At 60.1% G+C, this 13,378-nt stretch carries 13 protein-coding genes and 1 tRNA gene; 4 read left to right on the top strand and 10 right to left on the bottom strand.

Going from position 1 to position 13,378, the window contains the following annotated elements:
* Nucleotides 1–82 precede the first annotated feature (82 nt).
* Nucleotides 83–1,852, top strand: coding sequence for an SLC13 family permease (locus ACILSR_RS09310; protein WP_395749483.1), 1,770 nt, complete (start codon nt 83–85; stop codon nt 1,850–1,852).
* Nucleotides 1,853–1,883: 31 nt separating this feature from the next.
* Here the strand turns inward: ACILSR_RS09310 and ACILSR_RS09305 are convergent, their stop codons facing one another.
* From ACILSR_RS09305 to ACILSR_RS09270, 8 genes are all read right to left on the bottom strand, one after another.
* Nucleotides 1,884–3,314, bottom strand: a complete 1,431-nt coding sequence (locus ACILSR_RS09305) for an aldehyde dehydrogenase family protein (RefSeq protein ID WP_395749482.1) — start codon at nt 3,312–3,314, stop codon at nt 1,884–1,886.
* A gap of 216 nt (nt 3,315–3,530) precedes the next feature.
* Nucleotides 3,531–4,262: a ribonuclease III gene (rnc, locus tag ACILSR_RS09300; RefSeq protein ID WP_395749481.1), complete on the bottom strand. Its 732-nt coding sequence runs from the start codon at nt 4,260–4,262 to the stop codon at nt 3,531–3,533.
* Between the two features lie 48 nt (nt 4,263–4,310).
* Nucleotides 4,311–4,385 (bottom strand) — tRNA-His (locus ACILSR_RS09295).
* 91 nt (nt 4,386–4,476) lie between these two features.
* Nucleotides 4,477–6,861, bottom strand: a complete 2,385-nt coding sequence (locus ACILSR_RS09290; RefSeq protein ID WP_395749480.1) for an MMPL family transporter — start codon at nt 6,859–6,861, stop codon at nt 4,477–4,479.
* Nucleotides 6,862–6,991: 130 nt separating this feature from the next.
* Nucleotides 6,992–8,263: a hypothetical protein gene (locus ACILSR_RS09285; RefSeq protein ID WP_395749479.1), complete on the bottom strand. Its 1,272-nt coding sequence runs from the start codon at nt 8,261–8,263 to the stop codon at nt 6,992–6,994.
* A gap of 109 nt (nt 8,264–8,372) precedes the next feature.
* Nucleotides 8,373–8,729: a DUF4190 domain-containing protein gene (locus tag ACILSR_RS09280; protein WP_395749478.1), complete on the bottom strand. Its 357-nt coding sequence runs from the start codon at nt 8,727–8,729 to the stop codon at nt 8,373–8,375.
* A gap of 163 nt (nt 8,730–8,892) precedes the next feature.
* Entirely contained in the window at nt 8,893–9,252 is a 360-nt protein-coding gene (locus ACILSR_RS09275) for a hypothetical protein (RefSeq protein ID WP_395749477.1), read from the bottom strand.
* A gap of 98 nt (nt 9,253–9,350) precedes the next feature.
* A complete protein-coding gene (locus ACILSR_RS09270) occupies nt 9,351–9,767 on the bottom strand; it encodes an ester cyclase (protein ID WP_395749476.1) in 417 nt (138 codons plus the stop codon).
* Nucleotides 9,768–9,942: 175 nt separating this feature from the next.
* Here ACILSR_RS09270 and ACILSR_RS09265 point away from each other — a divergent pair, with 175 nt between their 5' ends.
* Together ACILSR_RS09265 and ACILSR_RS09260 are read left to right on the top strand one after the other, a co-directional pair.
* Nucleotides 9,943–10,545 carry a nitroreductase gene (locus ACILSR_RS09265; RefSeq protein ID WP_395749475.1) on the top strand — a complete coding sequence of 201 codons (603 nt, stop codon included), beginning with the start codon at nt 9,943–9,945 and terminating at the stop codon, nt 10,543–10,545.
* Nucleotides 10,538–11,086 (top strand): DUF456 domain-containing protein, encoded by a 549-nt coding sequence (locus ACILSR_RS09260; RefSeq protein WP_395749474.1) that lies wholly within the window; start codon nt 10,538–10,540, stop codon nt 11,084–11,086. Before ACILSR_RS09265 ends, ACILSR_RS09260 begins: the two co-directional genes overlap by 8 nt.
* 3 nt (nt 11,087–11,089) lie before the next feature.
* Here ACILSR_RS09260 and ACILSR_RS09255 read toward each other — a convergent pair whose 3' ends face one another.
* Both ACILSR_RS09255 and holA read right to left on the bottom strand, forming a co-directional pair.
* Nucleotides 11,090–11,461 carry a TSUP family transporter gene (locus ACILSR_RS09255; protein WP_395738140.1) on the bottom strand — a complete coding sequence of 124 codons (372 nt, stop codon included), beginning with the start codon at nt 11,459–11,461 and terminating at the stop codon, nt 11,090–11,092.
* Between the two features lie 7 nt (nt 11,462–11,468).
* Nucleotides 11,469–12,593 (bottom strand): DNA polymerase III subunit delta, encoded by a 1,125-nt coding sequence (holA, locus tag ACILSR_RS09250; RefSeq protein WP_395749473.1) that lies wholly within the window; start codon nt 12,591–12,593, stop codon nt 11,469–11,471.
* Between the two features lie 107 nt (nt 12,594–12,700).
* Here holA and ACILSR_RS09245 point away from each other — a divergent pair, with 107 nt between their 5' ends.
* Nucleotides 12,701–13,273, top strand: coding sequence for a tetratricopeptide repeat protein (locus ACILSR_RS09245; protein WP_395749472.1), 573 nt, complete (start codon nt 12,701–12,703; stop codon nt 13,271–13,273).
* Nucleotides 13,274–13,378: the final 105 nt, after the last annotated feature.

Below are 13,378 nucleotides of genomic sequence, written 5' to 3'. Positions count from 1 at the left end.
TTCCACAAAATCGACATGCGGGTGCGGTTTAAGCGGCTTGCTCCTTGAGCAGTGTATTTCTCTGCGCCAATGGTGCGGACGAATGGAAGCCTGGATCGTCATAGGACTGCTCGTCTTAGCAGTCATCGCCTTTGCCACGGAGAAAATCTCCGTGGACATCGTCACTCTATCCCTGCTGTGCGTGCTGGTCATGTGCGGCATTTTGAAGGCCGACCGCGCCTTTGCAGGATTTGGAGACAGAGTGATCATTCTGCTGGCGGCCATTTTTGTCATCGGTGCCGCGTTGCGCGAGACTGGCGTGCTTGACATGATGGGCGGGGTGCTGGCGCAGACCTTCGGCACCCATCCCAAGCGGCTCATGGGCTTCATGATGGCCGTGGTGGCCGGCGTCTCCGCCTTCATGAACAACACCACCGTCACGGCCGTGTTTGTAGGTCCGGTGATGGGACTCGCCCGCAAGCTGCGCATCCCGCCCTCGCGCCTGCTCATGCCGCTGGCCTTTGCCTCCCTGATGGGCGGCACCTGTACGCTCATCGGCACCTCCACGAACGTCGCTGTCAGCGGGGCCATCTCCAAGCTGGGCCTGGAGCCGCTGCGCATGTTTGAGTTTACCGGCATTGGCCTCGTCCTCACGCTGACGGGCATTCTCTACATGGTCTTCATCGGCAGCCGCATGGTGCCGGAGCGCGACAAAGCGGCGGCCATCAGCGGGGACTCCATGCGCGACTACCTGGCCGAAGTCGTGGTGCTCCCTGGCTCTCCGCTCATCGGTCAGGCTGCATTTGATTCAGACTTTTCCGCGATGGACTTTCAGGTGCTGAAGATCCGCCGCGCCGACCATCCTCTGGATGCCGGACCCAACCTCCGATTCGAAGAAGGAGATGTCGTCCTAGTGTCTGGAAAGGTGGAAAATCTGATCCGCGTGAAGAAGATCGAAGGTCTCGACATTCTCGAAGACGTCACGCTGCGCTCCTCGGGCATCGATATGCGTGACGCGCAGGTGGCCGAGGTCGTTCTCACGCCGCGCTCCGGCTTTGTGGGCCGCTCCCTGCGTGAAAACAATTTCCGCCAGCGCACCGGCCTCTCCGTGCTCGCTCTCATGCGCGGGGACCGTGCGCTGATGCACCACATGGCGGATGAAAAGCTGCGGGCGGGCGATGTGCTTCTGCTGCAGGGGCCGAGCGACCGCTTCCGTGCCTTCGAGGAAGGCAATGACATGATCGTCATCACGCAGCATCAGTTCAGCGACGAGACGCGCAAACGCGGCCTCAGGCTGCTGGGCGCCTTTGTCCTCGCCGTGATCGCAAGCAGCTTTGACTGGATCCCCGATACGGCCGTGTTTGTGATGGTGGCCATCATGGCGGTAATGACGCGCTGCATCAAGCTGGAGAACGCTTACGCGAACATCGACTGGCGCCTGCTCATCCTGATCGGCGGCATGATGGCATTTGGCGAAGCGATGAAAACGTCCGGAGCTTCACTCATGATCGCGCAATTTATCACCGGCTGGCTTCAGCCCATGGGTGTGTTTGCCGTCTTCACCGGCTTCTGCCTGCTGACGATCCTGCTGACGCAGCCGATGTCCAATGCAGCAGCGGCGCTCGTCGTCCTGCCTGTGGCGCTGCAGGCCGCTGAAACAATGGGCGCAGATCCGCGCGCCTTTGCCATCGGCGTCATGCTCAGCGCCTCCGCCTCCACGCTCACACCGTTTGAGCCCAGCTGCATTCTCGTCTATGGCCCAGGTAAATACCGCTTTGCGGACTTTATCAAAGTGGGCGGCGGCCTGACGGTGGCGATGCTCCTCGTCATTCTGGCCATGGTGCCGGTGTTTTGGCCGCTGCAGGCGAAATAAAGGTGTCTGCCACCTTTGTCCGCCATGCCCGTCACTCAGGCCCCAGCCCGGTCTTCTGTTTCAACACGATTTTTTCCATGGCTTTCATCTTCGAATAAGGCGGATGCGGCAGGGACACGAGCGATGCGATCAGGCCGCCCTGATGCACCACGGCGCGCTCGTGGGAAAACGTGCGGAAGCTGTGATGTCCATGGTAGCTCCCCTGCCCGCTCTGGCCCGTGCCGCCAAAAGGCAGATGCGAATTGACGATGTGCAGCAGGGTGTTGTTGATGACCGTGCCGCCGGCGCTGGTCTCGCTCAGCATGCGCTGGATGAAGGCCTCATCGCCACCGAAGGCGTAGAGCGCGAGCGGCTTGCCGCCGGACTGAATGAACGAGAGCACCTCCTCCAGCGAATCATACGCTAGCACTGGCAGCAACGGCCCGAAGATCTCCTCCTGCATGATGAGCATGGATGGCGTGACTTCGGTCAAAACGGTGGGCGCCACATAGCAGGAGGCCTCGTCTGTGTCTCCGCCGATGGCCACCTGCGCACCTGCGGTGCTGGAGGTGTCCAGCAGACGCTTCATGCGCTGCCAGCCGCGGGCATCCACTACTCGCGCAAAGTCAGGCGAGGCACGGCGCTGCTCGGGGGTCTCGCCATAAAATTCTCGAATTCGCTGGCAGATGGCGGCCACAAACTCGCCACACAAGGCACGGGGCACCCACACATGATCCGGGCAGATGCAGGTCTGCCCCGCATTGAGGAATTTGCCAAACGCGATGGCTTGAGCTGCTTTGGAAATATCGGCGGTCTCATGCAGCACTGCGGGCGATTTGCCACCCAGCTCCAAGGTGACGGTGGCCAGGTGTTGCGCGGCTTTGGCCATGATCTTTTTTCCCACCGCGGGGCTGCCCGTGAAGAAGACATGATCAAAGGGGCATTCCATCAGCGCTTCCGCCGTCGGCACACCACCCATGAACGCGGCGACCTCATTGGACGAGAAGGTTTCGTTGATGAGCCTGGTCAGCACAGCCTCTGTCTGAGGCGTACGATCTGAGGCAGACATCATCACCACATTGCCCGCAGCGATCGCGCCCACGAGTGGCAGCAAAAACAGATGCACGGGATAATTCCACGGCGCAAGAATGAGCACCTGGCCCCTGGGCTCATGACGGATCTCGCTGCGAGAACCGAGCGTGAAGAGATGAGCGGCCACGCGTTTCGGTTTCATCCAGCGCTTCAGGCGCGCGCACACAAACGCGATCTCTTCCGTGATCGGAGCGATCTCAGAGAGCGCCACTTCTGCCTGACACTTGCCGAAATCATTCCGCATGGCCGCAACGATTTCATTGCGGTGCGAGATCAAAGCAGCGCGAAGCTTCTTCAGCTTTTCGATGCGCTGCTCCGCCGTGCTTTGCGCGATGTGCCAGCGATTTTTTCGCTGCGCTTCAAAAACTTCCTGGATCTGGGAGGAGTTCATGGAGACGAGAAGCTCAGGAGAAAACGAGTTGTTCCCAGCTCTTATGATTGGGAGTGATTAGGTTGCCTGAAAACTCATATCCGTAAGTACTGCGAACAACTCCAACAAGTGCGTTCCGCCTTGGAAATACAGGGGTTCCACGGGCACTCGCGGTGTGGACGGTTCCGGCAGCAAATGTGAGCGAACTGGAATAACCGGAGGTGTTCGCCCTTGTTCTCATGGCTTGCGGTTTTGTTGGTCGAGTTGTGCACGTGTTGTTCGCAGCAGTTCACCGAGCGCCGGATTGTCGAGCGCGGTCTGTGCGGCCTGCACTTCCGCATCTTTTTTGCTGCGTCCGCTCCCACGTCCCAGCTGGGCACCCTGCCAGGATACGGTGGCGATGAAGTTTTTGGCGTGGTCCGGTCCTTCGGCACCCACGATTTCATACTGTGGCGGTTCAATGCCCACGGCCTGAATGAGTTCCTGAAGCTGTCCTTTGGGATTGGCATCCAGAGGGCCGCGACTGAGGGCTTCGAGATCTTCAGCAAAAAGTCGTGCGGCGAATTCATGGGCGGCTGCACTCCCGGAGTCGAGGTGGATGGCGCCTGCCACGGCTTCGAGCGCATCGGCCAGTGTGGATTCGCGATTCCGGCCGCCGTTCGCCTCCTCCCCGCGTCCCATGCGCAGGTAGGCACCGAGCCCGATCCGGCGTGCGATGCGAGCAAGCGCCTTGGTGGACACCAGCTGGGCGCGCGCCTGGGTCAGCACGCCTTCGTCCGCCTGGTCCAGGCGGTGAAAGAGCAGATGGGAGAGTGCCAGCTGCAGCACGGCATCGCCCAGAAACTCAAGACGTTGATTGTCCGACTGGGCGCGCTGGCTTTCATAGCCGACACTGCCGTGCGTGAGCGCGATCTGGAGCAATGCGGGATCGCGAAAGGTATGACCGAGGACGTTTTCCAGCGCTTGCATGAGTGCCTCCTTTGTAGCCGGAAGTCCGGCAGCACTCCATGAAAAAAGTGGGGTGACCGACGGGACTCGAACCCGCAACAACCAGAATCACAATCTGGGGCTCTACCGTTGAACTACGGCCACCATCTCTAATCGAGAGTCAGGGATAGTAGCCAGACAAAGCCGGTGCGCCAGCGAAAAATCAGGGGGGTGCGGCCGGGGGGTGAAATCGGGTTCAGTGCTGGCGGCGGAACCACACCCAGGGCAGGGCGAAAGCGGCGGTGACGAGCACCGTGAGCACCCCAATCATGGCGGTCATGCCGAGGGTGATGAGGCCGCGATTGCTGCCAGCCGCCAGGGCGCCAAATCCCAGTCCGGTGCTCAGTCCGCAGTAGGCCAGCGAGCGGCCGAGGGAGGCAATGCGCTCACGGTTCATGCCGGGTTCCCGCAGGGAATGCATGACATGAATGGTGAAATCCAGCCCCAGGCCCAGACAAAGCGGCACTGCGCCCACGCTCATGAGGTTCCAGGTCAAACCACAGGCCGTCATGCTGCCAAGCAGGATCCAGCCGCTGGCTGCCAAGGTCAAGAATGCGAACAGCCGCTCCCGCCAGCCATGAAACACAAGCAAGAACAGCACGCACGCGATGACGACGGTCGGCACGCAGACGCGCAGGATTTCCTGTTTCAGCAGTGGCTCCAGGGAGGTGCGCAAAAAGGCCCAGCCTGCGGGGTGTGCGCCGGGGATCTTTTCCACCGCATGCAGCACCGGCGCATTTTCCAGGCTGCGCCCCGCAGTGAGGCGCACGGAACCGATGGCCATCAAACCGTGCTCCGCATGCTGGGAGACGATGCCGCCGAGGTTTTCGAGAACGATGGGTTTGGGCCACAGGGGCAGCGAGGGCTTGGTAGCAGCCCACGCCTGCCATTGCTTGAAAACTCGTTCGGTCAGAGCGTAGGCCACGTCGGTGAATCCCGCGGCATCCGTGGCCTGCCTGAGTGCATCCGAGCGCGTGGCGAGCGATTGCAGGAGGGCGAGGTTTGCCTGCTGCGCCGCTGCATCTGGCACGAGCGCGAGCGGCAGCATGTTCGCCTCGACTTCGTCACTCTTGAGGATCTTCTCCGCGGCGAGGATGCTCTCGCGCAGAGAGGAGCTGTCTTTGGCTGCGAAGATCAGCGGCACATTGCGCCCGGGTTCGGCGCTGCTGTTCAGCATGCGTTTCTCGATGTCGTCGATGACGTCAAAGGCCTCGCTCTTGTCAGGCCGCAGCACTGCGGAGCCGAAGTCCATCTTGGGCAGGCCTTTCCATCCCATCACCACACTGGCGGCGATGAGCGCGCCCAGAACGCACACGACCATGACGCCCTGCATCTTCATGGCAAAGCGTGTGGTGCCGTGGTGCTCCTCAAGTTTTCCCGTGGTCATGCCCAGTGGCAGAAAGCCAAAGATCATGACCGCCGCGCCGATCAGCACACCGAGCGCGGACAGGACACCGAGCTGGGCCACACCAGGCAGCTGGCTCAGCCCCAGCATGGCAAAGATGCCTGCGATGCTGACCGCAGACCACGTGACACTGGGCAACGCACGCCTGCAGATGCTGCCAAAACCTTCGCCTGGATGCTCGCGTGCCACATGCAGACCCACGACGCCAAAGTCTTCGATCAAGCCGGTGAGGATCGCCGCGAATCCCATCGACATCACATTGAGCGAGCCATAGATCGCACCTGCGGTTCCGAGCGTGAGCATGTTGGCGCAGAGGATGGCCAGCAGCAGCCAGAAGAGCGGCTTCACGCTGCGATGCAGCAGCCAGAAGAGGAAGCCGACGATGAATGTGACCGCGCCGATGGACTGCCGCATGTCTCCTTCCATGCCTGTGGCAATCTCTGCCTGAAACGCAGGATCACCGGTGAAGCCAATTTTCACGCCCTTGAGCTCTCCCTGCTGCGGCAGCCACTTTTCGCGCACTTCGGCTTTGATCTGCGTGAGCCAGGCATTGGCTCCGCGGTAGTCCGCCAGCGCCTGGCCCGGTGGTGTGACAAACAGCAGACGCAGGGTGCCGTCGCTGCTGCTGAACTCATCCGTCATGAGGCTGCTCATGTCCCCTCCCCCGCTCATGAGTGCCAGCGCGCCGCGTGCGAGACCCAGCGGATCATAACCGCTGAGCGTGGCGTTTTGCAGATCCAGCGAAGAGCTTGCCGCTGCCTTCGACTTTGCCAGCAGCGCATCGATGGAAGCGGGATCGAGCGATGCGGCCAGCTTGGCCACCTCCTGCGGCGGTGCGTTCAGCCAGAGATAGGCCACCACTTCGGCGATGATCGCGGGGTCCGATTGCAGCAGCGATTTGCTACGCACACTCGCGCTCAACTCCGGCTTTGCCGCCAGGTGCTCGGCCAGCGCATCCGCCGTGACCTCCACCAGCGCGGGATCTTCCGCCTGCACCGCGATGAGGAGCAGATTGCGTTTCTGCTCCCGCAGCAGCCTCGTGCCCTGCAGGCCAGGCAGCTCCTGAGGGAGCAGGCTCAACGGATCCACATCAAAGTCCAGCCGCGAAATCCCAAACCATCCCGCTGCAATGACGAGCAGGACAAAGAACAAACGAAGCGCGGCAGGTTTCCTCATGAGTGGCTGAAAGAAGCGGTGTCAGGAGGGATGTCCACTGTCGAATGGTCCTGCGTACGCACCACCTCTTTTAAACTCGCGCAAGCAGCCGCACCATGGGCTGGCGCATGGGCAGGTCGTGGGAGCGGCATCACTTCGGAATGGCTGTCCGCATGTCGTCAAAGACCTTGCCAGACTTCTGCTGGTTCTGCTGCTGAATCTCGGTCTGGCGTGTCGCGGCGAGTTGTATCTCGGCCATCGCCGTGTTGAAGGTTTTTAGGTCATTGTCATCGTTAAACAGGAACTTGCCGTTGCTCACCTGCCAATGACCGCGTCTTTTCCGCAGCAGCTCCATGATGTTTGCCATCTGGTCCACGACACTTTCCTCAAGCTTCCAAGTCTCGTTAAAGGTGGCGAGAGCCGGCGGTATGCCTTTCTCTGCGCCAACGGCGCCGCTTTCTTTTTCCGCGAGGCTGATGGTGCTGGCGCGAATCTTCTCCGGCAGGCTGGACAGCGCGGCGCGCATTTTGTCGCCCTGCTTTCTCACCAGCACACGGACGCGTGCCAGGATGGTCTCAGTCTCGCTGAAATCGGTGTCCGCCTGCACCCGTGCGGTATCGAGGAGGCGTGTGAATCCAGTCTTGTCGAGCTCCTCGGTGTATTCCTTTTGCAAGGCTGCCATTTCCTCAAAGTACTGCCGTGAGATGAGCACGAGTTTTTCCATGTCGCTCGCATCATCCGGCGCCGGGGTGGGTGTCGCGGAGGGTGGTGCATCTGCAGTGGGAGGGATTGCTCCCGCCTGCATCTTCTTCATGTCGTCCTCCAGCTTGTTCAGCTCCTCACGTGCTCTCTCGTTGCTTTGGGATGACTGCACCACAGGCCGTGACGCAGAGCCGAGGCGCTGCAGCAGCATGGCCCCCGCCATCATCAGCAAAGCGAAGAGCACCGCGCCGATGCCATAGCTGCGTGCCAGCACGCTCGTAAACGACTTTTTGCATGCGGCAGCGATTCCCGCGATCACAAGTGCGGTCACCACCGCGAAGATGCACACGGCCAGCGTATAACCGATGGCACCGCCTAAAACGGCTGGCAGGCCCGTGTTTCCGAGGGCGACGTCCAGGCTCGAAACAGGCTCGATGAACTTCTTCATCAGGCAGAAAAAGAACGTCACTCCCGTGCCGATGATGGGGAACCAGAGGCGCCCTTTGTCGGTCAGAGATGACTGCTGGCCCTGATGAAAGGACTGCCCCTGAGGAATCGCAGGTGGCTGGTAGGGCTGATATTCCTGCGAGGGCGCGGATGCGGGCGCTGCGCCTGGAACTTGGACCACGCCGCGGCAGCCTGGACAACCGACCTCCATGCCTGCCAGTGACACGTCGGCATCGATCGGCTGACCACAATGTTGGCAGTAGAATACAGGCATGAAATCAAAGAGTGAATGTTGCTATGAGCTGCGGGCGCAGTGCTGCTGGCGCTGGAACGACGTGGACCGCTGCGCTCTCACCGCTTTTTTCGTGATGGCGAAACGCGGTCTATTTGAAGGCTCCCGCCACCAGCATGGAGATCAGGAAAGCGGTGCCCAGCCCCCCAACGATCAGGCCAAAGATGGCCCGGCCCATGCCGTGTTTGGGATTTGCCGTCGTCCTGCTCTTCCGAATGTCCCGGATGGCCACGATGGAGACGATCACTGCCAGCGGCGCGGGCAGGACCACAAGGCTGAACAGTCCCAGATAACCCGCCGCGATGGCCCATCCGGAGCGGCCCACCGGCAGCAGCATGCGCATGGCAGCGCTGTCAGCCAACTTGGTGGGGGCGGCCATGGGCGGCGGCTGCGGCGTGCCGAAGACAGGTGGCGGCGGGGGGGATGGGATGGGCGGCGGAGTTTGCATGAGAAGTAGTGCGGGATTCGAGCAGCCACGGCATGCGGAACCCATGAGAAGGAGCAGGGCATGCCATACGGGGTCCTTTTAACAAGGCATCCGAAGAGCTGTCAACGGCATTCAGACTGGGATCCTGCCGCTGATCTTGCAGGCAGGCATTGTGCTGACCGAACTACGAGTCAATTGCGGTATCACAGCGGCCACTCAAGATCTGCACTAAATTTTTGGCTGCATAAATAAGGCACCCTGCGCAGACAGTTCCGAGTGCACTGGCAGCGCGCCTTTGAGAAGACTGCATCGCCAGCCAAGTGAAAAATCCCAATGGCAATGCCGCTATCAATGCCGCCGTCATTCTTATCAAACTAGACTTCCGGATGGTGGCTTTTTTCGCCCTCATTCCAACTGCGATCATTTCATCGGCCTCTTTCTCGATGATGCCGTGCTTATCGCTCAACCACTCGCGCACCTCAGATTCGGAGGCGTCCCAAGACATCTTGCCATTGAGTTGTTCCTGAATTTTGTCGCGGGTCATGGTTTTTTGGTATTACCGAATCGCTGAATGGAACACCGGCCTCATTCGCCGCATCTCCCAGCTCAACAGCCCCTCGGGGCTTCGCATCTGAATGAAGGTTATGACCATCCCAACTGCTGAAGACCGAAGATGTCATTCCAAATCTTGGTCATGTGCCGAATGCGACCATCTTCAAACTGCATCGCATACATATATTCAGCCGACAGCGTCTTGCCGGTAGGCTCAACCGGTCCTCCCGGTCCGGTATGCGTGCCGTAATAGACGCCGTAACCCGCAACGCACTGGCGCTCATGGTCTTCTGCGAAGAATCTCAGCTCGTAGCGTCCGTCCGGTACCGGCGTGAAAAAACCCTTCATCCAGTCGGTGTAACCTTCCAAGGTCTTGACGTCGGCGAGCGCCGCACCCTGCGCCGAGAACGTGGCATCTGGATGGCAGTACTCTTTACAAACCTGCCAGCCTTGACCGCTGTCACAGGCGTCAAAAAACAATCTGGCTTTGTCGTAGATGGTGCTCATGTGTTTGATTGGTTGTTAATCCAAAGCTGATTCTACCGGCGACCTTCTTGCCGGGGTACTGCGGGTGTTTTAGCTCTTGGGACCAGAATGGCAACCCCACAGTCGGCTTTCACGGGGGTGATGGATGGTGGCAGCGAGTTGACAGTGCGTGCAGCAGGCCGCATGACTCGCACGCATGACTGGCATCGCATCGCACGAACAAATCAGCGCACTCATCCGTCATCGTCGTTCCATCAAACCGGTGGACATGGATGCAGCGCGTGGCGTGGACCGCGCTCTGCTGTCACAAGTGCTCGAAGATGCCACCTGGGCGCCCACGCATGGACTGACGGAGCCGTGGAGGTTCATCGTTCATCAGGGAGCGGCACGTCAGCGTCTCGCGGACGCCATGCAGAGAGTGTATCGTGAGACGACCCCGGCGCATGAGTTCCGCGAGGACAAGATGAAGAAGATGGGGGAGAACCCGCTGCTCTCCGCCGTGGTGATCGCGGCGGTGATGGAACGTCGCGGTGGGGATAAAATTCCTGAACTCGAAGAGATCGAGGCAGTGGCCTGTGCGCTGCAAAATCTGCAGCTATCCGCCACGGCCGCAGGCCTGGCCTGCTACTGGTCTTCACCTCCGCTGCTGGGCACGCGCGAGTTTGCGGAGTGGTTGCAGATCGGTGCGGCGGATCGCTGCGTGGGCCTGATTTACCTCGGCTGGCCGCGCGCCGGACTGAACTGGCCGCGGAGCGTGCGCAAACCGGTCGAATCCAAAACCCTCTGGCTCGATGACTGAGTGGTTCAGCCATGCCTGGGATGCGACGACGCATTTTTTTACCACCATGCCCTGGGCCATGTGGGGTGTGTGGACGCTGACGATCTGCCTGCTCGTCGTGGGCATCGTCGGTTCCGTCGTGCCGTTTCTCCCCGGTCCGATGCTCATCTTTGCCGCGGCCATCATTCATACCGTGCTGCGTCCTGAGTCCGGCATGAGCCTCTGGGGTTTTGTCTTTTTATCTCTCGAACTGGTGCTGTCTTATGTGGTCGATTTTGCCAGCGGTGCCATGGGCGCGCGCTGGTTTGGCGCGAGCCGCTGGGGCATTGCCGGTGTGTTCATCGGCGGCATCGTGGGCATGTTCTTCATGCCGTTTGGTCTGGTGCTCGGCCCCTTGATTGGTGGCATTTCCTTCGAGCTGGTCTTTGCCAAAAAGCGGCTGCAGCCTGCGGCGAAATCCGCCTGGGGTTCACTGCTCGGCACGGGCGTGGGCCTGGTGCTGCGCCTCGTCGTCGCCTTCATCATGGTGGCGACTTTCTTTCTCGATGCGCTGGTGTGGTGAACCTCACGCCTTCCCATACAGCAGCATGCGCGCGCCGAAAGTGACAAGCACAAAGCCGAAGATTCGTGTGAGCGTCTCACTGCTCAGCGTCTTCATCCAGTTCGCTCCGAAGTAGGCGAAGATGGATGCGGACACCGCGGTGATGGCGGCCACTTTCCATTCCACGTAGCCGTTTCTAGCATTCTGTGTCGTGGCCATCAGCGCCGTGGGAATGATGATGGCCAGCGAAGTGGCGACCGCCGTTTTATGAGGCAGCTTCAGGAAGAACACAAACGCCGGCACCATGACCACGCCGCCGCCGACACCGCACAGTGCGGCGACCGCACCGCTGATAACACCGATGGCGAGACAGGTAAGAATGGTGGAGGTGGACATGGGAAAATCAGCGGGATTGACGGGCCAGCAGGCCCACGAGCAGACGCTCGAGCACGAGCTTGGGATCGAGCGATGAAGTGACGAGCTTTGAATTGGCAGCGAGGCAGGCTTTGAAGCCTGCGTGCAGTTCATCGAGTGTGAAGTTTCCTGCTTCTGGCAGCGCGAGAAACATGGGATACGCATTGAAGCCGGTGCCGTCTTTTTTCCGCGGCAGATGCGAGGTGGCCGTGGAGGGCAGTGCTTCAAGGGAGGAGCAGAAGCCGTTGTAGTTCATCTTGTTCAGCCGGTGGCGCGAACCGAGGTCCTTGATGAGAAGCAGGCTGCGCACCCGCGGAACGATGGCGGCGAGCAGCAGTCCGATGGCGTTCTGCCCCTGGTACATCAGCGTGCCCAGCAGGTCCAGCGCACGCGGCAGATCTCGTTTTCCGATGGCATTGCCCAGATCCCACAGCACCCCTGCCCTGCTCATGGACACCATGTGCTGCACCGTCTTCAATCCGGCACGCCGGCGCTCTCCGAGATAGAGGTCGATCTTTTCCAGTTCGTTCTCCATCTGCCGCGTGTCATCGCCGGCCATCTGCACCAGCAGTTCCAGCGCTCCGCTTTCAAAGGTGATGCCCAGATCCTTTGCTTTGCGCGAGGCCATGGCGAGCACCGGACCCTCCCAGCCTGCGCGGGAGGTGTCGGGTTTGTCGAAGACCTCCATCGCTGCGATTTTGGAAATGCGCTTGTAGGAGCCGCGGCGTTTGTCGATGGCCGTGGCGCTGATGACAAAGCTCACATCAGAACCGAGGCCGCGTTCGACCACGTCGAGAATGCGTTCAAATCCGTTCACCGCGTCCTGCCCTTTGCCGGGACCGGAGTCGCCGAGGAAGTTGGCGTTTTTCAGCCACACCACTTTGCTGCCGCCGAAGAATGGCAGCGTCTGCAGCGCCATGCATACATTGGAGCAGATGGTGCCGGCGTGCTCCGCATTGTCAGCGGTGCCGTCGATGATGTCGTTGCTAAAGTCTCCGGCATCCGGTGGTGTGAGGCTGCGCACCAGCATGAGCGCGGCCTCTTTCACCCGCGCCTCATCACTGCCCATGAAGACACTGATCTGGCTGGCTGCGGTTTTTTTCGGTGGCGGCATGCTTCACCGATGGAGCAGGATGCGCGCGGCATCAAGCCTCGCCGTGCGTGCGCGGTCTTGACATTCTTTCAGCGATTTGATGAAATCAGACAAATTCATCCACCACCATGAAAACATCATTGATTGGGTCCAGGGTTTCGACGGCGGTTTTGTTTCTCACCACTGCCTTGTTCATGTCCGCAGCGAGCATCTCAAAGGGAGCGGAAGATCTGAATGCCGTGTATCAGCAAGGACGGGCCGCCTATTATAAAGGAGACCTCGACACGGCCTACCGTCTTCTGTCCCGCGTGGCAGCGGCCAATCCAAAACACGCCGAGACCGCCAACATGCTGGCCTACATCCGCGCCAATTATCAGCCAAAGGATGACTCGCTGAAAAATCAGTACGCCGCGCTCATCCTGCCGAAGATCGAAATGTCTGACGTCACCCTCACGGAGGCAATCGAAGGTTTGCGGTCTCTCTCCAAAAATGCCAGCGGTGGGAAGGTGGTGCCCAATGTCATCGTGAAAGGCGCGGAGCTAGGAGAGAAAAAGCTGAGCCTGTCTCTCTCCAACGTGCCTTTGAGCGAAGCGCTAAACTATGTGACCCAGCTCAGCGGTGCCAAGGCCACTTACGAAAAGCATGCGGTCATTCTGAGTCCCGAAGCCGACACCACTACCTCGACCGCTGCGGCGAAGTGAAGGTGCCTAGATTCAAATGATTGATTTTGAGCAAGATAAGTGAGTTGTTCAAAGAACGTAACTGAGCAGGATACCAAGAAGTTTGGTATCAAGGGCAAATGCGCT

It is taken from the genome of Prosthecobacter sp. (genome assembly GCF_044222565.1).
Classification (GTDB): Bacteria; Verrucomicrobiota; Verrucomicrobiia; order Verrucomicrobiales; family Verrucomicrobiaceae; genus Prosthecobacter.
Note: the sequence above shows the minus strand (reverse complement) of the source record. Positions and strands in the feature narration are given on the sequence as shown.